This window comes from Bordetella bronchiseptica (genome assembly GCF_900636925.1).
GTDB lineage: Bacteria > Pseudomonadota > Gammaproteobacteria > Burkholderiales > Burkholderiaceae_B > Bordetella > Bordetella pertussis.
Map to the genome: position 1 here is coordinate 3,935,140 of NZ_LR134326.1, position 17,824 is coordinate 3,952,963.

20 protein-coding genes are annotated in these 17,824 nt (G+C 70.3%); 5 read left to right on the plus strand and 15 right to left on the minus strand.

Annotated features, from left to right (window positions below; genetic code table 11):
• Positions 1-6: 6 nt before the first annotated feature.
• The 4 genes from EL288_RS18410 (at position 7) to EL288_RS18425 (ending at position 3,338) form a co-directional block, all read left to right on the plus strand.
• Positions 7-1,173, plus strand: coding sequence for an acyl-CoA dehydrogenase family protein (locus tag EL288_RS18410; protein WP_004568329.1), 1,167 nt, complete (start codon positions 7-9; stop codon positions 1,171-1,173).
• Entirely contained in the window at positions 1,170-1,691 is a 522-nt protein-coding gene (locus EL288_RS18415) for a MaoC family dehydratase (RefSeq protein ID WP_033474022.1), read from the plus strand. The genes EL288_RS18410 and EL288_RS18415 overlap by 4 nt, the downstream gene beginning before the upstream one ends.
• Before the next feature lies 1 nt (position 1,692).
• Complete coding sequence (locus EL288_RS18420; RefSeq protein WP_004568331.1) at positions 1,693-2,469, plus strand: citryl-CoA lyase; 777 nt, start codon at positions 1,693-1,695, stop codon at positions 2,467-2,469.
• A gap of 128 nt (positions 2,470-2,597) precedes the next feature.
• Positions 2,598-3,338 carry an IclR family transcriptional regulator gene (locus EL288_RS18425; RefSeq protein WP_004568332.1) on the plus strand — a complete coding sequence of 247 codons (741 nt, stop codon included), beginning with the start codon at positions 2,598-2,600 and terminating at the stop codon, positions 3,336-3,338.
• Between the two features lie 10 nt (positions 3,339-3,348).
• Here the strand turns inward: EL288_RS18425 and EL288_RS18430 are convergent, their stop codons facing one another.
• The 9 genes from EL288_RS18430 to EL288_RS18470 are packed head-to-tail and all read right to left on the minus strand — an operon-like array spanning position 3,349 to position 11,504.
• Positions 3,349-4,431 carry an NADH:flavin oxidoreductase/NADH oxidase gene (locus tag EL288_RS18430; RefSeq protein WP_126622004.1) on the minus strand — a complete coding sequence of 361 codons (1,083 nt, stop codon included), beginning with the start codon at positions 4,429-4,431 and terminating at the stop codon, positions 3,349-3,351.
• 18 nt (positions 4,432-4,449) lie between these two features.
• Positions 4,450-5,139: an ABC transporter ATP-binding protein gene (locus tag EL288_RS18435; protein ID WP_126622045.1), complete on the minus strand. Its 690-nt coding sequence runs from the start codon at positions 5,137-5,139 to the stop codon at positions 4,450-4,452.
• Complete coding sequence (locus tag EL288_RS18440) at positions 5,132-5,920, minus strand: ABC transporter ATP-binding protein (protein ID WP_003818689.1); 789 nt, start codon at positions 5,918-5,920, stop codon at positions 5,132-5,134. Before EL288_RS18440 ends, EL288_RS18435 begins: the two co-directional genes overlap by 8 nt.
• A complete protein-coding gene (locus EL288_RS18445) occupies positions 5,917-6,879 on the minus strand; it encodes a branched-chain amino acid ABC transporter permease (RefSeq protein WP_003818691.1) in 963 nt (320 codons plus the stop codon). The genes EL288_RS18440 and EL288_RS18445 overlap by 4 nt, the downstream gene beginning before the upstream one ends.
• Before the next feature lie 3 nt (positions 6,880-6,882).
• The gene (locus tag EL288_RS18450) at positions 6,883-7,749 is read right to left on the minus strand and encodes a branched-chain amino acid ABC transporter permease (protein WP_126622005.1); all 867 of its coding nucleotides are present in this window, start codon (positions 7,747-7,749) and stop codon (positions 6,883-6,885) included.
• Positions 7,743-8,135: a RidA family protein gene (locus tag EL288_RS18455; protein WP_003808978.1), complete on the minus strand. Its 393-nt coding sequence runs from the start codon at positions 8,133-8,135 to the stop codon at positions 7,743-7,745. The genes EL288_RS18450 and EL288_RS18455 overlap by 7 nt, the downstream gene beginning before the upstream one ends.
• Positions 8,136-8,165: 30 nt before the next feature.
• Entirely contained in the window at positions 8,166-9,797 is a 1,632-nt protein-coding gene (locus tag EL288_RS18460; RefSeq protein ID WP_126622006.1) for an acyl-CoA synthetase, read from the minus strand.
• 16 nt (positions 9,798-9,813) lie between these two features.
• Entirely contained in the window at positions 9,814-10,293 is a 480-nt protein-coding gene (locus tag EL288_RS18465) for a MaoC family dehydratase (RefSeq protein ID WP_126622007.1), read from the minus strand.
• On the minus strand, positions 10,290-11,504 hold the full coding sequence (locus EL288_RS18470; RefSeq protein ID WP_003808975.1) for an ABC transporter substrate-binding protein: 1,215 nt from the start codon (positions 11,502-11,504) through the stop codon (positions 10,290-10,292). Before EL288_RS18470 ends, EL288_RS18465 begins: the two co-directional genes overlap by 4 nt.
• A 251-nt stretch (positions 11,505-11,755) precedes the next feature.
• Here EL288_RS18470 and EL288_RS18475 point away from each other — a divergent pair, with 251 nt between their 5' ends.
• Positions 11,756-12,553: an IclR family transcriptional regulator gene (locus EL288_RS18475; protein WP_010926058.1), complete on the plus strand. Its 798-nt coding sequence runs from the start codon at positions 11,756-11,758 to the stop codon at positions 12,551-12,553.
• A gap of 33 nt (positions 12,554-12,586) precedes the next feature.
• Here EL288_RS18475 and EL288_RS18480 read toward each other — a convergent pair whose 3' ends face one another.
• The 6 genes from EL288_RS18480 to EL288_RS18505 form a co-directional block, all read right to left on the minus strand.
• Positions 12,587-13,366, minus strand: a complete 780-nt coding sequence (locus EL288_RS18480) for an SDR family oxidoreductase (protein WP_010926057.1) — start codon at positions 13,364-13,366, stop codon at positions 12,587-12,589.
• Positions 13,367-13,394: 28 nt separating this feature from the next.
• Complete coding sequence (locus EL288_RS18485; protein WP_003818697.1) at positions 13,395-14,267, minus strand: polysaccharide deacetylase family protein; 873 nt, start codon at positions 14,265-14,267, stop codon at positions 13,395-13,397.
• A 21-nt stretch (positions 14,268-14,288) separates the two neighbouring features.
• On the minus strand, positions 14,289-15,038 hold the full coding sequence (locus tag EL288_RS18490) for an ABC transporter ATP-binding protein (RefSeq protein ID WP_003808969.1): 750 nt from the start codon (positions 15,036-15,038) through the stop codon (positions 14,289-14,291).
• Positions 15,039-15,045: 7 nt separating this feature from the next.
• Positions 15,046-15,903: an ABC transporter permease gene (locus tag EL288_RS18495; protein ID WP_003808967.1), complete on the minus strand. Its 858-nt coding sequence runs from the start codon at positions 15,901-15,903 to the stop codon at positions 15,046-15,048.
• Between the two features lie 40 nt (positions 15,904-15,943).
• On the minus strand, positions 15,944-16,921 hold the full coding sequence (locus tag EL288_RS18500; protein WP_003808964.1) for an ABC transporter substrate-binding protein: 978 nt from the start codon (positions 16,919-16,921) through the stop codon (positions 15,944-15,946).
• A 79-nt stretch (positions 16,922-17,000) separates the two neighbouring features.
• Complete coding sequence (locus EL288_RS18505; protein ID WP_003808963.1) at positions 17,001-17,804, minus strand: enoyl-CoA hydratase; 804 nt, start codon at positions 17,802-17,804, stop codon at positions 17,001-17,003.
• Positions 17,805-17,824 lie beyond the last annotated feature (20 nt).

A 17,824-nucleotide genomic window follows, 5' to 3' on the forward strand; every position in this document is an offset into this window, starting at 1 on the left:
GACGACATGGATTTCGATTTCGACTCCAACCAGCAGGCGCTGCGCGACAGCATCCGCCGCTATCTCAAGGCCGAAGTGGCCCCGCGCATCGACGCCTGCGAGGCCGAGCGGCGCATTCCGCAGGACGTGCTGCAAGGCCTGGCCCAGTTCGGCTACATCGGCGGCCTGCTGCCCGAGGAGGCCGGCGGTTTCGACCTGGACTTCGTCACCTGGGCCATGATGGTCGAGGAAGCGGGCTACTGCTGGGGCTCGCTGCGCACCATCGTCAACATCACCAACATCTTCCTGCGCATCGTCCAGGGCCACGGCACGGCGCAGCAGCGCGAGCGCTTCCTCGCGCCGGTGCTGGCCTCGGAAAAAGGCGTGTGCGTGGCGATCAGCGAACCCAACCACGGCTCCAACGTGGCCGGCATCGAGTGCCGCGCCGACGACCGCGGCGACCACTACCTGCTCAATGGCAGCAAGCTGTGGATCACCAACGGCGTGAACGCCGACTACGCGATCGTGCTGGCGCGCACGTACAGCGACGCCTGCGCGGGCAAGCCCTCGCTGTTCCTGGTCGAGCGCGCGGCCTCGCCCTACGCGGCGCGGCTGGTGGACAAGATGGTGCTCAAGGCCTCGGGCACCGCCGAACTCAGCTTCGACGACGTGCGCGTGCCGAAGGAAAACCTGCTGGGCGCCGAAGGCGTGGCGCTCAAGACCATGCTGACCGGCCTGAACTACGGCCGGCTCAACATCGCCATGGGCGCGGTGGGCGCCGCGCAGGCGGCGCTGGACCTGTCGGTCGAGTACGCCCGCACGCGCCGCCAGTTCGGCCGGCCGATCGGCGAGTTCCAGCTGATACAGAAGCACATCGTCGACATGATGGTGCGCACGGAAGCGGCACGCGCGCTGGGCTACAAGGCCGCGGCCGCGATGCAGAAAGGCCAGCCGGCGCGCATCGAGTGCTCGATCGCCAAGCTGTACGCGGCCGAGGCCGCCCATGAGGTCGCCAGGATCGCGCTCAGCGTGCACGGCGGCCTGGGCTATTCGACCGAATACCCGCTGGAACGCATTTTCCGCGACACCAGCGGCGGCGTCATTCCCGAAGGCACCGCCGAAGTGCAGACCCTGATCGTCGGGCGCGAAGTGCTGGGCATGTCCGCCATCAACGCCGCGGAGCACAAGGCATGACGTCCATCGACACCCTGGCGCCGGCCGCGCTGGAAACCCTGCGCTACGACTGGGACGATCTTGAACCCGGCCTGGTGGTCGAGTCGGCCGCGCGCACCATCACCGAATCCGACGTGGTGGGCTTCGCCGCGCTCAGCGGCGACTACAACCGGCTTCACACCGACGCCGTGTACGCCGGCGCCAGCAAGTTCGGCCAGCGCATCGCGCACGGCATGCTGGTGGCGTCCATCATGTCGGGCCTGAACACGCGCACGGTGCTCAACCAGTGCCTGGAGCCGTCCATCCTGGGCCTGCTGGAAATGACATACCGCTTCACCCGGCCCACCTTCGTGGGCGACACCATCAAGGTGCGCATCACGGTGACGGCGCGCCGCCCGTCCAGCGACCCGCGCCGCGGCGTCGTCGAATTCGAGCGCCTGGGCATCAACCAGCACGGCGATACCGTCTGCGCCTGCGTCGCCAAGCTGCTGGTGGCGCGCCGCGCCCCCTCCCCCCACCTCCAACCGAACGAGGCCTGAATTGGTCAAGACAGAAATCGGCTACACCACCCCCGAGCGCATTACCGTCCGCGGCAAGGACCTGGCCAACGAATTGCTGGGCCAGGTCGACTTCGTCGACATGATGCTCATGACCATCTTCGGCCACCTGCCCAGCCCGGCCGAGAAAACCATGGTCAACCACATCCTGGTCACCGCCTGCGACCACGGCCTGACGCCCAGCGCCATGAGCGCGCGCCTGACCTACCTGGGCGCGCCCGAGGCCATGCAGGCGGCGGTGGCCGCCGGCCTGCTGGGCGCGGGCAGCGTGTTCCTGGGCACGACGCAGAACTGCGCCGAGATCCTGGCCGCCGGCGGCGCCGGCCTGGCGCCCGATGCGCCGGACGCCGAGGTCGACGCGGCCGCGCGCGCGCTGATGGCGGCCAGCCGCGAGAAGAAGCAGCCCATCTACGGCATCGGCCACCCCATCCACGTCGACGGCGATCCGCGCGTGCCGACCCTGCGCCGCCTGGCGCAGGAACTGGGCTACTACGGCAAGCACTGGCGCCTGATGGAAGCGGTGCAACGGGTGTTCCTGCAGGACAAGGGCAAGAACCTGCCGATGAACGCGGTGGGCGCGGTCGGCGCCATCATCTGCGACATGGGCCTGGATCCGATGATCGCGCGCGGCCTGATGCTGGTGGGGCGCGCCGGCGGCCTGGTGGCCCACCTGTACGAGGAACGCCAGGATCCGATCGGCCAGCAACTGTGGGATCTCGTGCTGGCGCAGGACCCGCGCAATGTTGCTCCTGCTCGCTGACATGGGATACACTTCCGACGCCAAATAAAGGGGCGCGGCACGGCGGCCTGCCGTCGCGCCCGGCCCTCGCGCTTTGCCCCACGGCCGCTTGGCGGCCACGCGGCAATCCCCTGCCAATAGAGCGCCATATGCCCACTTTCGTCAGTGCCGCCGCCAGGGCCATGGCGGTGTTTGAAGTGTTTGCCCGGGAAAAGCGCGAGCTGTCCAACTCGGACCTCGCCCGCCTGCTGGAACTGCCGGACAGCAGCTGCCTGGACCTGCTGCACACCCTGCACCAACTGGGCTACCTGCTGCGCACCCAGTCGCGCCGCTACTACCCCACCGGCAAGCTGCTGCAGGCGGCGCAACAGATCAGCACCTTCGACCTCGTCGTGCATGCCACCCGCGACGCGCTGGAACAGCTGTCGCAGCAGACCGGCGAAACGGCTTATGTCGGACGCATCGAGGGCGCCGCGGTCAAGATCGTGGCAGTGCGCGAAGGCCGGTATCCGCTGCGCTACATCCTCAACCTGGGCGACCGCATCGCCCTGCACGCCTCGGCCATGGGCAAGGCGCTGCTGGGCCGGCTGCCCCCCGACGAGGCCCGCAAGCTGCTCAAGACCAAGCAGCTGCGCAAGCTGACGGCGACGACCGTCACCGAACCCGAAGCGCTGGTCGAGGAAGTCGTCGCCAGCCGCGAGCGCGGCTGGTACCACACGCGCGGCGAAGGCAGCGACGGCGCCGATGCGCTGGCGGTGTCCGGCCTGCTGAGCGACGAACCCATCGCGATCGCGATCTCGGGCCCGACGGACCGCTTCAGCGCCAACCGCGACGAATACATCGCCGCATTGCGCGCCGAAGCCGCGCGCCTGTTCCCCAACGACGCCTGATGCCGGCGCGCTAGGCCCGCAACCCGGCGCCCAGCCGGTACTGCGGCGCATAATAGGCCGGCGCGCCCAAGGTCTCGGCGGCCCGCCACACCCAGCGCGGATCGGCCAGGAACGCGCGCGCCAGCGCCACCTGGTCGGCCTGCCCCGTCTCGATGATGGCCTGCGCCTGGCGCGGATCGGCGATGCCGCCGACCGCGCGCACCGGCATGCCGGTGCGGCGGCGCACTTGCGCGGCCAGCCCGGCCTGGTAGCCGGGGCCGAACGGAATGCGCGCCCCGCGCACCACGAAACCGCTGGTCACGCACACATAGTCCACGCCGGCCTGGCGCAGCTGGCCGGCCAGCGACACCGCATCCTCGACGTCCAGGCCACCGGGCAGCCAGTCGGTGCCGGTGATGCGCGCGCCCAGCACGCAGCCGGCCGGCAGGGCCTCGCGCATGCGTCGCGCCACCGCCAGCGCCAGGCGCTGGCGCCCGGCCGCCGTCCCGCCCCAGGCGTCGGTGCGCGCATTGGCCAGCGGCGACTGGAACTGGTGCAGCAGGTAGCCGTGCCCGGCGTGCAGCTCGACCACGTCGAACCCCAGCCGGGCCGCGCGCCGCGCCGCCGCGCCGAAGGCCTCGATCACGCCGGCGATGCCCTCCTCGTCCAGCGCCTGCGGCGTCGGCCAGCCCTCGGCGAACGGCGTGGCCGACGGCGCCACGCAGCGCCAGGCGCCGGCTTGCGGCGCCAGGGGCCGGCCGCCCAGCCAGGGCGCATCGGCCGCCCCCTTGCGCCCGGCATGGGCCAGCTGGATGCCCAGGCGCGCATGCGGCGCGGCCACGGCGCGCGCGGCGGCCAGCACCCGCGCCAGCGCCGCCTCGGTCGCGTCGGAATACAGGCCCAGGCAGCCTTGGCTGATGCGCCCGCGCGGCTCGACCGCGGTGGCCTCGACCATCACCAGGCCGGCGCCAGACAGGGCCAGTTGCATCAGATGCTGCATATGCCACTCGTTGGCCTGGCCCTCGCACGCCGAGTATTGGCACATGGGCGACACCACGATACGGTTGGGCAGCTCCAGGGCGCCGATCTGCAAGGCAGAGAACAATGCCGACATGCTTTCCTCCGGGCGAAATCAGAGATAGGAGGCGCGTATGGCCTCGGAATGCGCCAGCTCGGCGGCCGGCCCCGCCAGCGTGATCGCGCCGGTCTCCATGACGTACCCGTACGATGCCGCGTCCAGCGCCAGCGCCACGTTCTGCTCCACCAGCAGGATGGTGGTGCCGTTGGCGTTGATCTGGCGGATGATGCGGAACATGTCGTCCACCAATTGCGGCGCCAGGCCCAGCGAAGGCTCGTCGAGCAGCAGCAGCCTGGGCCGCGCCATCAGCGCGCGGGCGATCGCCAGCATCTGCTGCTCGCCGCCGGACAGCGTGCGGGCCGGCTGCGCCGCGCGTTCGCGCAGGCGCGGAAACTGGTCCAGCAACGACTCGTAGTCGCGCCGCGCCTGCGCCCGGTCGCGCTGCAGGTAGCCGCCCAGCAGCAGGTTGTCGGCCACGCTCATGCTGGGGAACAGCTCGCGCTGCTCGGCCACCAGCGCCACGCCGGCGGCCAGCGCCTGGTCGGCGCGCCGGTTGGGCATGGGCGCGCCATCGAGCTCGATCCTGCCGGCCGTGGGCTGCACCAGGCCCACGATGGCCTTGAGCGTGGTGCTCTTGCCCGCGCCGTTGGCCCCCAGCAGGGTCACGATGGCGCCCTGCGGCACCGTCAGGCTGACCGACTTCAGGACAGTCTTGCCGCCGTATCCGGCGTCTACGTTATGCAAGGACAGCATCGCGCCCCCTTTCCCCAAGATAAGCCTTGATGACCGCCGGCGACTGGCGCACTTCCTCGGGCCGGCCCTCGGCGATCTTCTGGCCGAAGTTCAGCACCGTGATGCGGTCGGAGATCTTCATCACCAGCGCCATGACGTGGTCGATCACCAGGATGGACAGGCCGCGCTCGCGGCGCACGCGCAGCAGGATGTCGTTGAGCCCTTCGATCTCGGCGGCGCGCAGGCCCGCCGCCGGTTCGTCCAGCAGCAGCAGGCTGGGCCCGGTGGCCAGCGCGCGCGCCACCTCCAGCCGGCGCTGCTTGCCGAACGGCAGCGCGGCGGCCGGCGTGTCGCCGTCCTGCGCCAGCCCGACCAGCTCCAGCAGCTCCATGGCCTGCGCGCGCAGGGCGCGCTCGCCGCGCGCGTAGCGCGGGCCGTGCAGCAGCGCGCCGGCCATGCCGTAAGGCGGCGCCAGGTGGAAACCCACCTGCACGTTCTCCAGCGCCGACATCTCGCCGAACAGCTCGGTGTTCTGGAAGGTGCGGCACACGCCCAGGCGGCAGATGCGATGCGGCGGCAGGCGATCGAGCTGCCCGCCCTGCAGGCGCACCGCGCCCGAGGTCGGACGGTAGATGCCGGTGATGACGTTGAGCAGCGTGCTCTTGCCCGCGCCGTTGGGGCCGATGACCGCGTGGATGTCGCCCTGGCGCACCTGCAGGCTGACGTCGTTGAGGGCCACGATGCCGCCAAAGCGCATGGTGACGCGCGCCACTTCGAGAATGGGATGGGTCATTTGCTCGCCTCCCCGGGCGCGGTGGAAAGCGCGGCCGGCGCGGGGCGCGGGCGCACGATGAAACTGGCCAGCCCGGCCGGGCGCAGCATGATGAAGGCCAGCAGCAGGAGCGCGAACACCAGGCCCAGGTACGATTGCAGGCCCTGCAGCACTTCGGGGATGAACACGAAGATGGCGCTGCCGATCAGCGCGCCCAGCGGGCTGGCCATGCCGCCCACCACCGCGATGGCCAGGTAATACACCGTCTGCGTGATGCCGTACTGCGACGGATCGAGATAGGACGACAGCGCGCCCAGCAGCCCGCCGCCCAGCGCGCCGAGGAACCCGCTGGCGGCAAACGCGCTGGCCTTGTAGTGCAGCACGTTCACGCCCATCGCGGCCGCCGCGATCTCGCCCTGACGCACCGCGCCGAAGGCGCGCCCGATGCGCGAGCGCATGAGGTTGCGCACCAGCGCATACGACAGCGCGAACACCGGCACGATCACCAGGTACAGCGAGGCGCCGTTGTCCAGCACGTGGCCGGCGATCTCCAGCGGCGGCATGGGCATGCCCGCCGCGCCGCCGGTCAGATCGTCGAGGTTGATGACGGCCAGCTGCACGATGGCCGTCACCGCCATGGTGGCCAGCGCCAGGTAGTGGCCCGACACGCGCAGCGTGGCCAGGCCCAGCAGGTAGCCCAGCAGCGCGCATGCCGCGGCCGCCAGCGGTATGCCGGCGTAGAGCGGCACGCCCAGGCGCGTGGCCAGGATGGCGGCGCCATAGCCGCCCAGCGCCACGAAGGCGGCCTGGCCCAGCGAGATCTGGCCCGCGATGCCGCACACCACGACCAGGCCCAGCACGATGATGGCCGTGGCGGCGATCAGGCTGACCTGGTAGAGCTGGTACTCGGGCAGGTATCGATAGGCCAGGCCGAACAGCAACGCGGCCGCGGCGTACGCCAGCAGTTTTTTCGCAAGCATGTTCTACACCTTCTTGACGATGAGTTTTCCAAACAGCCCGTGCGGCATCAGCAGCATCACCAGGATGAGCACGGCGTAGCTGATGACGTCCTTCATGGCGCTGGACACGTACGCGCCGGCCAGGCCTTCGAGCACGCCCAGCAGCAGCCCGCCCAGCACCGCGCCGGGCAGGCTGGCAAAGCCGCCGATGACCGCCGCCGTGAAGCCCTTGATGGCGATGACGCCCATGTCGGGCGAGAGCGTGAGCTGCGGCGCGATCAGAATGCCGGCCACCGCCGCCAGCAGCGAGGCCAGGATCCAGATGGTCAGGTACACGCGCGAGACGCGGATGCCGACCAGGCTGGCGCCGGTGCGGTTCTCGCACGCCGACAGGATCGCCTTGCCGCGCAGGGTGCGCTCCAGGAACAGGAACAGGGCCGCCAGGATGAGCACTGCGATGCCGGCGATCGCGAGGTTGGCGGGCACCAGGTAAATGCCGCCCACCTCGAAGGCCTGCTGCGACAGCAGGAACGGGAACGGCCAGGCCGTCGGCCCCATGTAGGCCCGCAGCCCCTCGCGCAGCGCGATGCCGATGGCCAGGGTGGCGATGATGCGGGTCCACAGCGTGGCGTGGCGCAGCGGCCCGGCGAACAGGCCGAAGATCAGCCAGCCCAGCAGCGCCGAGGCCGCCAGCGCGAACAGCAGCGCCAGGCCGAACGGCAGCCCCAGCAGCGACTGGCCGATCAGCGCCATGTAGGCGCCGAAGGTCAGCTGCTCGCCGTAGCCGAAGTGCACCACGCCGGTGCCCTTGTAGATCAGCACGAACCCGAGCGCGACCAGCGCGTAGACCGCGCCGGCCGTGAGCGAGCCGATCAGGATTTGCATCAACATGATGGCAGCACTCCGATGGCCTTGATCTCGATCAGCGCGTCGGGGCGGATGAGGCCGGCCACCACGACGCCGGTGGCCGCCGGCCAGGGATCGCCGAACACTTCGCGGCGCACGCGCGCGGTCTTGCGGTACTCGTCCAGCGACAGCACGTAGTCGGTGGTCTCGACGATGTCGCGCAGCGACCCGCCCACGCTGCGCATGATGAGGTCGAACTTGCGGTAGATCTGCCGGGTCTGGGCTTCGATATCGCCCGGGCCGACCAGGTTGCCCTGCTCGTCGGTCGCGGTGGTGCCCGACAGGTAGACGGTATTGCCGATGCGCACCGCCGGCGAGTACGTGTAGCCGGGATGCCAGGGATAGGGAACGATGGCTTCGATTCTGGACATGCTGGATTTCCTCGTAGTGGTTGCAAGGCCCTAGGCGCGCTGGCGCAACGCGAAGCGCTGGATCTTGCCGGTGTCGGTCTTGGGCAGGTCGGGCACGAACTCGACGATGCGCGGGTACAGGTGCGCGCCGCAGTGGGTCTTGACGAACAGCTGGATCTCCTCGGCCAGCCGCGGGCTGGCCGCATGGCCGGGCAGCAGCACGATGTAGGCCTTGACCAGTTCGCCGCGCAGGGCGTCGGGCACGCCGACCACGGCCGCCTCGGCCACCGCCCCGTGGGCCAGCAGGGCGCTCTCGACTTCGAACGGGCCGATGCGATAGCCCGCGCTCTTGATCATGTCGCCGGCGCGGCCGTCGAACCAGTAGTAGCCCTCGGCGTCGCGGTGCGCCAGGTCGCCGGTGACGATCCACTCGCCGCGCTCCAGTTCGGCGGTGGCGCCGGCGTCGTCCCAGTAATGGCTCCAATACAGCCGATCGGCGCTGCGGCGCTTGGCCAGCCAGCCGCTGGCGTGCGCGCCGGCCAGCGGCTGGCCGGCGTCGTCAAGCACGGCGATCTCGTAGCCGGGAAACGGCAGGCCCATGGAGCCGGCCTTGGCCGGCACCGCGACCGCATTGAAGTTGCCTACCGGCAGGCCGTATTCGGTGGCGCCGAAATGGTCCATCGGCGTGCGGCCCCAGGCCTGCTGGAAGAATTCCACCACCTCGCCGTTGAGCGGCTCGCCGCAGCTGGATATGGCGCGCACCGCGTTGGGCCGCGCGCGCACGGCGTCCATGCCCAGCGCCATCACGCCGCGCAACAGGGTAGGCGTGGTCGCGAAGTTGCTGACCTGCTGGCGCGCCAGCACATCCAGGCACACCTCGGGCGTCGGATTGGCCGCCAGCGACACAATGGTCGCCCCCATGGCCAGCGCGCCCAGGTAGCACACGAAGCCGTAGCCCCAGCCCGGATCGCCGGTGGGCCAGACCACGTCGTCGGCGCGCATGTCCGCGCCGTAGGTCAGGTAGGGCCAGACCGCGGCCAGGAAGTTGACCGCGATGGCGCCGCCCTTGGGCCGGCCGGTCGAGCCCGAGGTATAGATCAGCGCGGCGATGTCCTCGCGCTCGCGCGGCGGCGCCGCGAAGCGCGGCTCGGCCTCGCGCAGCGCCGCGGCGAAATCGATATCGCCTGCGGCCGTGTCGGCGGCGCCTGCCGCCACGGTCACGCAGCGCGCCTGGCCCGGCAGCACGGCCGGCAACTGGCCGCGCAGCGCCGCGTGGGTGAAGACCACGCGCGCGCCGCTGTGGCCCAGGCGGTATTCGATGGCGTCGCGCTTGAAACCGGTGAAGATGGGTACGTAGATCGCGCCGATCTTGATGGCCGCCAGCATCGCGACCAGGATTTCCGGGCCGCGCGGCAGCAAGCCGGCCACGCGGTCGCCCGGCCGCACGCCCAGCCGGGCCAGCAGGTTGGCGGCGCGGTCGCTTTGCTCGGCCAGTTCCGCGTACGAGTGGCGCGACTCGCGGCCTTGCTGGTCGATGAAGACCAGCGCCGTGCGCCCGCTGTCGCGGTGACGGTCGATGATGGCGTGCGCCAGGTCCACGGCGTGGGCTTCGCCCCAGCCCAGCGCGCCGCGTACCGCGCGCCAGTCGAACCGTTCAAGCGCGGCGGTGTATTCGGGAGTCATGCTTGGTGATCCTCTGTCAGGTGTCCGGTTGCATCCGGACCAGGTACGTGTGCTTGCCTTGCATGACGGTGTCGCCCGCATCGTTGGTCAGCCACATGTCGAAGCGCAGCAGCGACAGGTTGCGCGCCGGCTTGTGCTCGACCTGCGCCACCTCGAAATGGCTGGTGACGGTGTCGCCGATGAAGACCGGCTTCAGGAAGGAGAACTGGCTGTCGACGAAGGCGACCATGGCGTCCTCGATCCGGCGCGACAGCGGCGTGGCGCCGAACGCGCCCAGCGAGGCCAGCAGCAGCCCGTGCACCACGCAGCGTCCATGGCGCGTGTGCGCCGCGAACGCCTCGTCGTAGTGGATGGGATGGCTGTCGCCGGTGAGCGCGGCGAAGCCGAGGTTCTCGGTGCGGGTGATGGTCGCGGGCGAGCCATGGCTGGCCAGCCCGGGACGCAGGTCCACGCCGTACAGCTGGGCGGATTGCCCGCCTTGGCTGGCCGTGTTCATTGCTTCACGCCATCGACGCTGACCACGATGGGCAGGATGCTGCGCGACAGATCGTCGCCGACCTCCACGATGCGCGTGGCGCGGTTGCCCTCGCGCACGCCGGGACCGAAAGTGGTGGGCAGCGTGATGCCGGTCTCGAAGCCCTGCAGCGACTCCAGCGCCTTGACCAGGCCCTGCTGCGTGGGCTGCGCGCCGGCGCGCTTGATGCCTTCCAGGAACGCCAGCGCGCCGCCGTAGCCGAGCGCGTCGCCCAGGTCCGGACGCCCCTGGCGCGCCAGGTCCGGGAAGCGCGCCACGAACGCCTCGCGGAAGGCCTGCGCCTGCGGCGTGCTGGACGACTCGGGCAGGATCTCCAGCGTCATGATGTTCTGCGTGCCGGCCGCGGCCTTGCCGACGATCTCCGGATACTTGCGGCTGCCGGCCGAGTTCGAGCCCAGGACGACGCCCTCCACGCCCAGCTGGCGCGCCTGGCGCGTGATGATGGCCGAGGGGTTGGGATAGCCGTACACCACCAGCACGTCGGGCCTGGCCGCGGCGATCTTGGTCAGCTGCGCGTTGAAGTCGGTGTCGTACACGTTGAACACTTCCAGCGCCACGGGCTCGGCGCCGCGCGCCTTCAGGCGCTGCAGCACGCTTTCGCCGCCGCTCTTGCCGTACTCGTCCGACTGGCGGATCAGCGCCACGCGCTTGGCCTTGAGATGGTCGAGCGCGTAGTTGGCGATGGCCACGCCCTGCTCGCGGTCGTTCATCGGCCCGGTGCGAAACACATTGGGCAGCGGCGGGTCGGTGACGATGGGCGTGGAGAACACCGAGATGAACGTCGGCGTGGTCGAGGTCTTGAAGGTCTGCACCATGGCCTGGCCCACGGCGCTGGCCGACGGGCCGAACACGGCGAACACCTGCTCGGGGCCGACCAGCCGCTTGTAGGCCGCGATGCCCTTGGGCGGCGAGGACTCGTCGTCCAGCGACAGCCACTCCAGCTTGCGGCCGTGGATGCCGCCGGCGGCGTTGGCCTGCTCGAAGGCCAGCGTGGCGCCGGCCAGGTTGCCCGAGCCGAAGATGGCGAACGGGCCGGTCAGGCTGCCCAGGATGCCGATCTTGAGGCTGTCGGCGGTCACGCCGGGTTCGGCGGCGGCGGGCGCCATGCCGGCCGACAGGGCCAGCGGCAGGGCGACGAGCGCCAGGCGGCGCATGAGGGAAGTGGGAAGCATAAGGTCCTCGCTAGGGTGGCGCCGCGGGCGGCGCATGGGTTGCGCTTCGAAAACCAGGTGCGTCCGGCCGGGCCGCTCCCTGAAAAATAAGTCTCGATTTTCGGAACTTTGTCTCTATTTTCGATTATGATAAGAACAGAGCCGACGTGAGAACATTGGTGTTTGCACCAATGCCGCCCCAGAAGGGGTACGCTGCGCGGCCAGACCAGAACCCTTCCGGCCCGCCCGCGCGGGCGTTCCTATCCGAACCCATGGCTACAGAGAAACTTCCCCCGCTCGAACGCTATATCCGCATGCTGGAACTGCTGACCGCGTTCCCGGACGGCCTGGCGCTGAGCGAACTGTCGGCGATGATCGAGCTGCCCAAGGCCAGCGCGCACCGCCTGATCAAGACCCTGCAGGAACTGGAGCTGGCCGCCACCAGCAGTCCCGGCTCGGCCACCTACGTGACCGGCCCGCGCCTGCGCAAGCTGGCGTTCATGAGCGCCGACGCGCAATGGGTGGTGGCCATCCTGCGGCCCTTCCTGCGCGAGCTGACCCAGGAGATGGGCGAAACCGCTTTCGTGGCGCGGCTCGAAGGCGCCTCGGTGCGCACGATCGCGTTCGAGGCCCCCGAGACGCCCTGGCGCGGCTTCATCCTGCCGGGCTACGAAATGCACCCCAACGCGGCCGCCTCGGCCAAGGCCATCCTGGCCTTCCAGGACGCCGCCACGCTCAAGCGCGCCTTGCGCGAGCCGTTCGAGAGGCTGACGCCGCAGACCAATCTGTCCAAGGAGCGCTTGCTGGAGGAATACGCGGCGATCCGCCAGTCGGGCGTGGCGACCTGCATCGGCGAAATCGACGAGGGGCTGGCGGCCGTGGCCGTGCCCATCGAGGTGGGCGGCGCGGCCGGGCTGTACAGCCTGGGCCTGACCGGCCCGATGAACCGGGTCATGGCGCTGGGCGTGGAACGCGCCGCCGAGCGCATGATGGCCTACGCGGCGCGCATGGCCAGCGGCCTGTCGGCCGGCTTGTCGGCCGAAAGCGCGCGCGCCGCCGGCCTGTCCTGAAGCGGCGGCGCCGCGCGGACGCGGCGCGCCGGATTACGCGGCGCCGCGGTACTGCTCGCCGCCGTCCAGGTCGATCACCGTCGCGCTCAGGTAGCCCGCGCGCGGCGAACAGCCGAACACCACGACGTCGGCCACTTCGGCCGGCTCCATCAGCCGGTCGAACGGCAGGCCGCCGAGGGTCTCCTGCCAGCGGTCCGGATCGTTCCAGCGCGCCTGGGCGCGCTGCTGCGCCAGGCCCAGCACGCGGTCGGTGCGGGTGCGCGACGGGTTGACGCCGAACACCCGCACGCCATGGCGCGGCCCCTCGCCGCCCAGCGCGCGGGTGAACGCCACCAGCGCCGCGTTGGCCGCGGCGCCGCAGACGTAGTCGTAGCGCGGGCTGGAAGCCGCCATGCCGATCACGTTGGCGATCACGCCCGCGCCGGCGGCGCGCATGCGCGGATAGTAGACGCGCGCCAGGTTGATATAGCCATGGACCTTGAGCTCCCAGCCGGCGCGCCAACGCTCGTCCTCGACCTGGTCGAGCGCGCCGCCGGGCACCGCGCCGGCGTTGTTGACCAGGATATCGATCTCGCCGGCGCGCGCCGCCAGCGCCTGGGCGGCGCCGGGCAGCGCCAGGTCCTGCGCGTGGGTCTCGGCCGCCTGGCCGGTCTGCTCCCGCACCGCGTCGGCCGCGCGCGCCAGCGCCTGCGCGTCGCGCGCGACCAGCACCGGCGTGGCGCCCTCGCGCGCGAACGACAGCGCGCAGGCCAGCCCGATGCCCTTGGAAGCGCCGGTGATCAATACGCGCTTGCCCGCCAATTGCAGATCCATATGTGCTCCGGTTGTACAGGGTGGCCCATCAGGGGGCAGGATACTGGGACTTGAACCAATCCGCGATCTGGCCGCCGTTCATGAACACCACGTCGGGGTGGCCGGCCAGCAAGTCCAGCATCTGCTCGAAATAGCCGTAGCGGTGCGGCACGCCCATCAGGTGCGGGTGCAGGCCCAGCGCCAGCACCCGCGGCCAGCGCCGGCACTCGCGCTCGAACAGGGCCAGGGTGCGCTCCAGGCGCAGCAGGAATTCGGGCGAGGAATGCTTTTCCACCGCGTAGATCACCGAATCGTTCAGCTCCAGGTTGTAAGGCATCTGGATCAGCGCGCCGCGCTCGACGCGCATCCAGTTGGGCAGATCGTCGACCACCCAGTCGCACACGTACTCCACCCCCGCGGCCGCCAGGATGTCGGGCGTATCCACGGTTTCGCGCAGGCCCGGGCTGAGCCAGCCGCGCGGACGCGCGCCGGTGAAGGCGCGCAGCTTGTCCAGGCATTGCGCGATCAGCTCGGCCTCGCCGCCGCCATGGTTGAGCGACTGCTGGTGCATGCCGTGGCCGATGAACTCCCAGCCGGCCCGCAGCATGGCCTCGGCCGCGCGCGGGTAGGCGTCGATGACGCTGGCGTTGCAGCTGGTCGAGGCCGGCAGCCCGCGCTCGCCGATGGCCTGCAGCATGCGCGCCAGGCCGGCGCGCATGCCGTAGTCGACCCAGCTGAAGTTGGGCACGTCCGGCACGGTCTCGCGGCCATGCGGCGGCGTGATGAGCGTGCGCGGCATGGGCTGGTCGAAGCGCCAGTTCTCGACGTTGACGACCAGGTGCACCATGATGCGCCCGCCGGCGGGCGGCGCGCACGGCGCGCGGTCGTCGGGAAAGGCGTGGGCAATGCGGGGGTTGGCCATGGCGGGCTCCGGCGTGGCGGCTCAGTGCCGCATCTGTTTGAGGATTTCGCGCTTCAACCCGTTGAACACTTCGCCGGTGATCAGGTCCAGCGAGCGCGGCCGCTCGATGGGCACCTCGATGCGGGTGGCGATGCGGCCCGGGCGCGCCGACATGACGTAGATGGTGTCGGCCAGCAGGATGGCCTCGTCGATGTCGTGGGTGACGAACACCACCGTGGTGCGCAGCGTCTGCCACACCGACAGCAGCAGCTCCTGCATGGTTAGGCGCGTCTGCGCGTCGAGCGCGCCGAACGGCTCGTCCATCAGCAGAACCCTCGAGCCCAGCGTCAGCACGCGCGCGATGCCCACGCGCTGGCGCATGCCGCCCGACAGCTGCACCGGCAGGTGCCGCTTGAAGGCCGACAGCCCGGTGATCTCCAGCATCTCCTCGGCGCGCGCGGCGTACTCGCGCCGCGACAGCCCGGCGATCTTAGGGCCGAACACCACGTTCTCCCAGACGTTGAGCCAGGGAAACAGCGCCGCCTCCTGGAACACCACGCCGCGCTCGGGGCCGGGCCGCTCGACCGCGCCCCCGCCCACGCGCAGTTCGCCGCCCGACGGCGCCTCGAACCCGGCGATCAGGTTGAGCAGGGTCGATTTGCCGCAACCCGACGGCCCCAGCAGCGCGATGAACTCGCCCTCGGCGACCTGCAGGTCGATCTGGTCCAGCGCATGCACCGGGGTGACGCCGGGATAGGTCTTGCTCAGTTGCGTAACGGAGATGTGCGACATGGCGGCCTCAGTGGTTTTGCAGCATGCGCCAAGCCAGGACGCGGTGCTCGATGGCAACGATGAGCCGGTCGCTCAGAAAGCCCATCATGCCGATGGACACCATGTCGGCCAGCACGATGTCCATGCGGCCCACGTAATAGGCGTCCCACAGCACATAGCCCAGGCCCGACTTGACCGCCACCATTTCCGAGACGATCACCGCCGTCCAGGAAATGCCCAGGCCGATGCGCAAGCCGGTGAAGATCGACGGCATCGCCGCCGGCAGCACCACGCGGCGCATCAACTGGCCCGACGAGGCGCCCATCATGCTGGCCGCGCGCACCAGGTTGCGGTCCACGTCGCGCGCACCCTGCGTGGTGTTGACCACGATGGCGTAGAAACCGCCCAGGAAGATCAGGAAGATCGAGCCCATGTCGCGGATGCCGAACAGCGCGATCGAGAACGGCAGCCAGGCCGTGATGGGAATCGGCCGCAGCCCCTGGATGAGCGGGTCCAGCAGCTGCGAGGTCAGGCGGCTCCAGCCGATGGCCAGGCCCAGCGGTATGCCCGTGGCCATGGCCAGCGCGAAGCCCTGCGCCACGCGCATGGTGGAATACTGCACGTTGCTGACCCAGGTACCCTGGTAGGGATTGAGCCCCATGCCCGGATCGCCGAAGATCCACGCATACCAGGCGCGCGCCACCTGCACCGGCGTGGGCACCACGCCGGCCATCGCGGCCGACTGCCCCACCAATTGCCACACCACGAGAATCAGCACGGGCACGGCCAACCCCAGCCCGAGACGCCGCAGGGCCCGCCCGGCCGGCGCGCCGGCCGGCGCCGCTGGCGCGGGAGCCGCGGGACGCTTCAATATGGAAGAACTCACCGCCATCTCCTTGGCGCCGGCGCACCGGCGCGCCACGTGCTTACCTGACTTCCCGGGCCAGCGTCGGGTCCCAGACCTTGTCGATCTGGCCGCTGACATCCTTGGGGATGACGCCCAGCTCGTTGAAGGTCTTGGCCTGGCGCCGCAACTGGTCGAGATCGAGCACGCCGCCCAGCTTGATCAGCTTGACCGACTCGCGCGTCACCGACAGCGGCAGGTTGGTGTACTTGGAATAGGCCTGGGCGAACGCCTCGGGATCCTGTTCGAGCTGCTTCTCGGCGCGCTGGTAGGCCCACAGGAAGCACTTGACCGCCTCGCGCTTGGTCTGCAGCGCCTCGCGCGTGGCCGCCAGCAGGCCAAGCTCGGCGCCCACCGCCTTGGACTGGCTGTATTCCAGGTTCTTGGCGAAGAACGCGGTGCCGTCGGCCACCAGCTGCGATTCGAACGGCTCCCACAGCGCCACCGCGTCGACGTCGCCGCGCTGCAGCGCCTGCACGAACGCGGTGCCGCCGCCCTGGATGTTGACGGCCGTGAAGCTGTTGTACGGAATGCCCTTCTCGGCCAGGGTGGCGGCCCACTGGAACCACACCGCCGAGCCCGGCGCGATGCCCACGCGCTTGCCCGCCAGGTCTTTCCAGTCGTCCATCTTCACGCCCTTGCGCGTGACCAGGTACTTGGGCGATGACGCCACGCCGGCCAGGCCGACGATCTTGTCGCTGCCCTGCGCCAGCGCGATGGCCAGGTCGGCCGGGCCGATGCCGGACACGTCGATCGAGCCCGACAGCAGCGCGGTGCGCGCGTCGGCATAGCGCACGAACTCGACCGGCTTGACCTCCACGTTGCAGGCCTTGAGCGGCTCGGAGACAAAGATCATGGGCGACAGATGGCCCACCTTCACATAGCCGATGGTCAGCACTTGTTTCTGCGGCGCGGCCGGCGGCTGCGCGGACTGCGCCGCGGCGACCGCGGCATACCCGGAAAACAGGACAGCCAGGGCCGTCCGATGGAGCGTTTTCATGCGATTCCCCTTGTGCTTGCTGCATGGTGGCCAAAGCAGACTGCGGGCGGCCGTTCGATGGCGGGAGTTCGGCGCGGGCCTACCTCCCCTTGAAAACCGGTGGGCGCTTTTCGCGGAAGGCCGCCTGGCCTTCCTGGTAATCCTCGCTGTCGAAGCAGGTCCGCACGGCCTGGTCCACGCTGTCGGCCGACGGCGCATGCGCGCCGCCCAGCAGGTGGCGCAGGGCCAGCCGCGCCGCGCGCAGCGTCAGCGGCGCGTTGCCCGCCACCGCCGCCACGCGCTCGGCCGCCGCCTGCGTGAAGTCGGCGTCGGCGAACACTTCATGCGCCAGGCCGATGCGGCCGGCCTCGGCGCCGTCGAAGGTGCGGGCGGTAAGAAACAGGTCGGCGGCGCGCGCCGCCCCCAGCATGTCGCACATGCGCTTGACGCCGTCGAGCGCGTAGCCCAGGCCGAGCCGCGCGGCCGGCATGCGAAAGCGCGCGCTCTCGTTGCAATAGCGCAGGTCGCAGGCCAGCGCCAGGCCCATGCCGCCGCCCATGCAGATGCCGCGCACCAGCGCGATGGTGGGCACGGCGCTCTCGGACAGGGCCTGCTGCGCCTGCGTCACCGCGCGGTCATAGCGCGCGATCTGCGCGGGATCCTTGCGCTGCGAGGCGAACTCGGAAATATCGGCGCCGGACACGAAGGCGCGCTCGCCCTCGCCTTCGAGCACGATGGCGCGCAGATCGTCGCGGCCCTGCGCGTCGCGCACCGCCTGGCCCAGCGCTTCCCACATGGACAGCGACATGGCGTTGTAGCGCGCCGGGTTGACGATGCGCACGCGCAGCAGCCCGTCGGCGTCGTCGATGGCCAGGCGGCCGGGAGGATGGGTGTCCGTGCTCATGGATCGGGTTCCTTGGTGGT

What these genes read in the sequence shown, in the direction of transcription:
- EL288_RS18480 (WP_010926057.1), bottom strand. Translation starts at nt 13,366, where the DNA reads ATGGATCTGCAATTGGCGGGCAAGCGCGTATTGATCACCGGCGCTTCC.
- EL288_RS18460 (WP_126622006.1), bottom strand. Translation starts at nt 9,797, where the DNA reads ATGACTCCCGAATACACCGCCGCGCTTGAACGGTTCGACTGGCGCGCG.
- EL288_RS18440 (WP_003818689.1), bottom strand. Translation starts at nt 5,920, where the DNA reads ATGACCCATCCCATTCTCGAAGTGGCGCGCGTCACCATGCGCTTTGGC.
- EL288_RS18500 (WP_003808964.1), bottom strand. Translation starts at nt 16,921, where the DNA reads ATGAAAACGCTCCATCGGACGGCCCTGGCTGTCCTGTTTTCCGGGTAT.
- EL288_RS18450 (WP_126622005.1), bottom strand. Translation starts at nt 7,749, where the DNA reads ATGTTGATGCAAATCCTGATCGGCTCGCTCACGGCCGGCGCGGTCTAC.
- EL288_RS18465 (WP_126622007.1), bottom strand. Translation starts at nt 10,293, where the DNA reads ATGAACACGGCCAGCCAAGGCGGGCAATCCGCCCAGCTGTACGGCGTG.
- EL288_RS18430 (WP_126622004.1), bottom strand. Translation starts at nt 4,431, where the DNA reads ATGTCGGCATTGTTCTCTGCCTTGCAGATCGGCGCCCTGGAGCTGCCC.
- EL288_RS18415 (WP_033474022.1), top strand. Translation starts at nt 1,170, where the DNA reads ATGACGTCCATCGACACCCTGGCGCCGGCCGCGCTGGAAACCCTGCGC.
- EL288_RS18425 (WP_004568332.1), top strand. Translation starts at nt 2,598, where the DNA reads ATGCCCACTTTCGTCAGTGCCGCCGCCAGGGCCATGGCGGTGTTTGAA.
- EL288_RS18485 (WP_003818697.1), bottom strand. Translation starts at nt 14,267, where the DNA reads ATGGCCAACCCCCGCATTGCCCACGCCTTTCCCGACGACCGCGCGCCG.
- EL288_RS18505 (WP_003808963.1), bottom strand. Translation starts at nt 17,804, where the DNA reads ATGAGCACGGACACCCATCCTCCCGGCCGCCTGGCCATCGACGACGCC.
- EL288_RS18410 (WP_004568329.1), top strand. Translation starts at nt 7, where the DNA reads ATGGATTTCGATTTCGACTCCAACCAGCAGGCGCTGCGCGACAGCATC.
- EL288_RS18475 (WP_010926058.1), top strand. Translation starts at nt 11,756, where the DNA reads ATGGCTACAGAGAAACTTCCCCCGCTCGAACGCTATATCCGCATGCTG.
- EL288_RS18470 (WP_003808975.1), bottom strand. Translation starts at nt 11,504, where the DNA reads ATGCTTCCCACTTCCCTCATGCGCCGCCTGGCGCTCGTCGCCCTGCCG.
- EL288_RS18455 (WP_003808978.1), bottom strand. Translation starts at nt 8,135, where the DNA reads ATGTCCAGAATCGAAGCCATCGTTCCCTATCCCTGGCATCCCGGCTAC.
- EL288_RS18445 (WP_003818691.1), bottom strand. Translation starts at nt 6,879, where the DNA reads ATGCTTGCGAAAAAACTGCTGGCGTACGCCGCGGCCGCGTTGCTGTTC.
- EL288_RS18490 (WP_003808969.1), bottom strand. Translation starts at nt 15,038, where the DNA reads ATGTCGCACATCTCCGTTACGCAACTGAGCAAGACCTATCCCGGCGTC.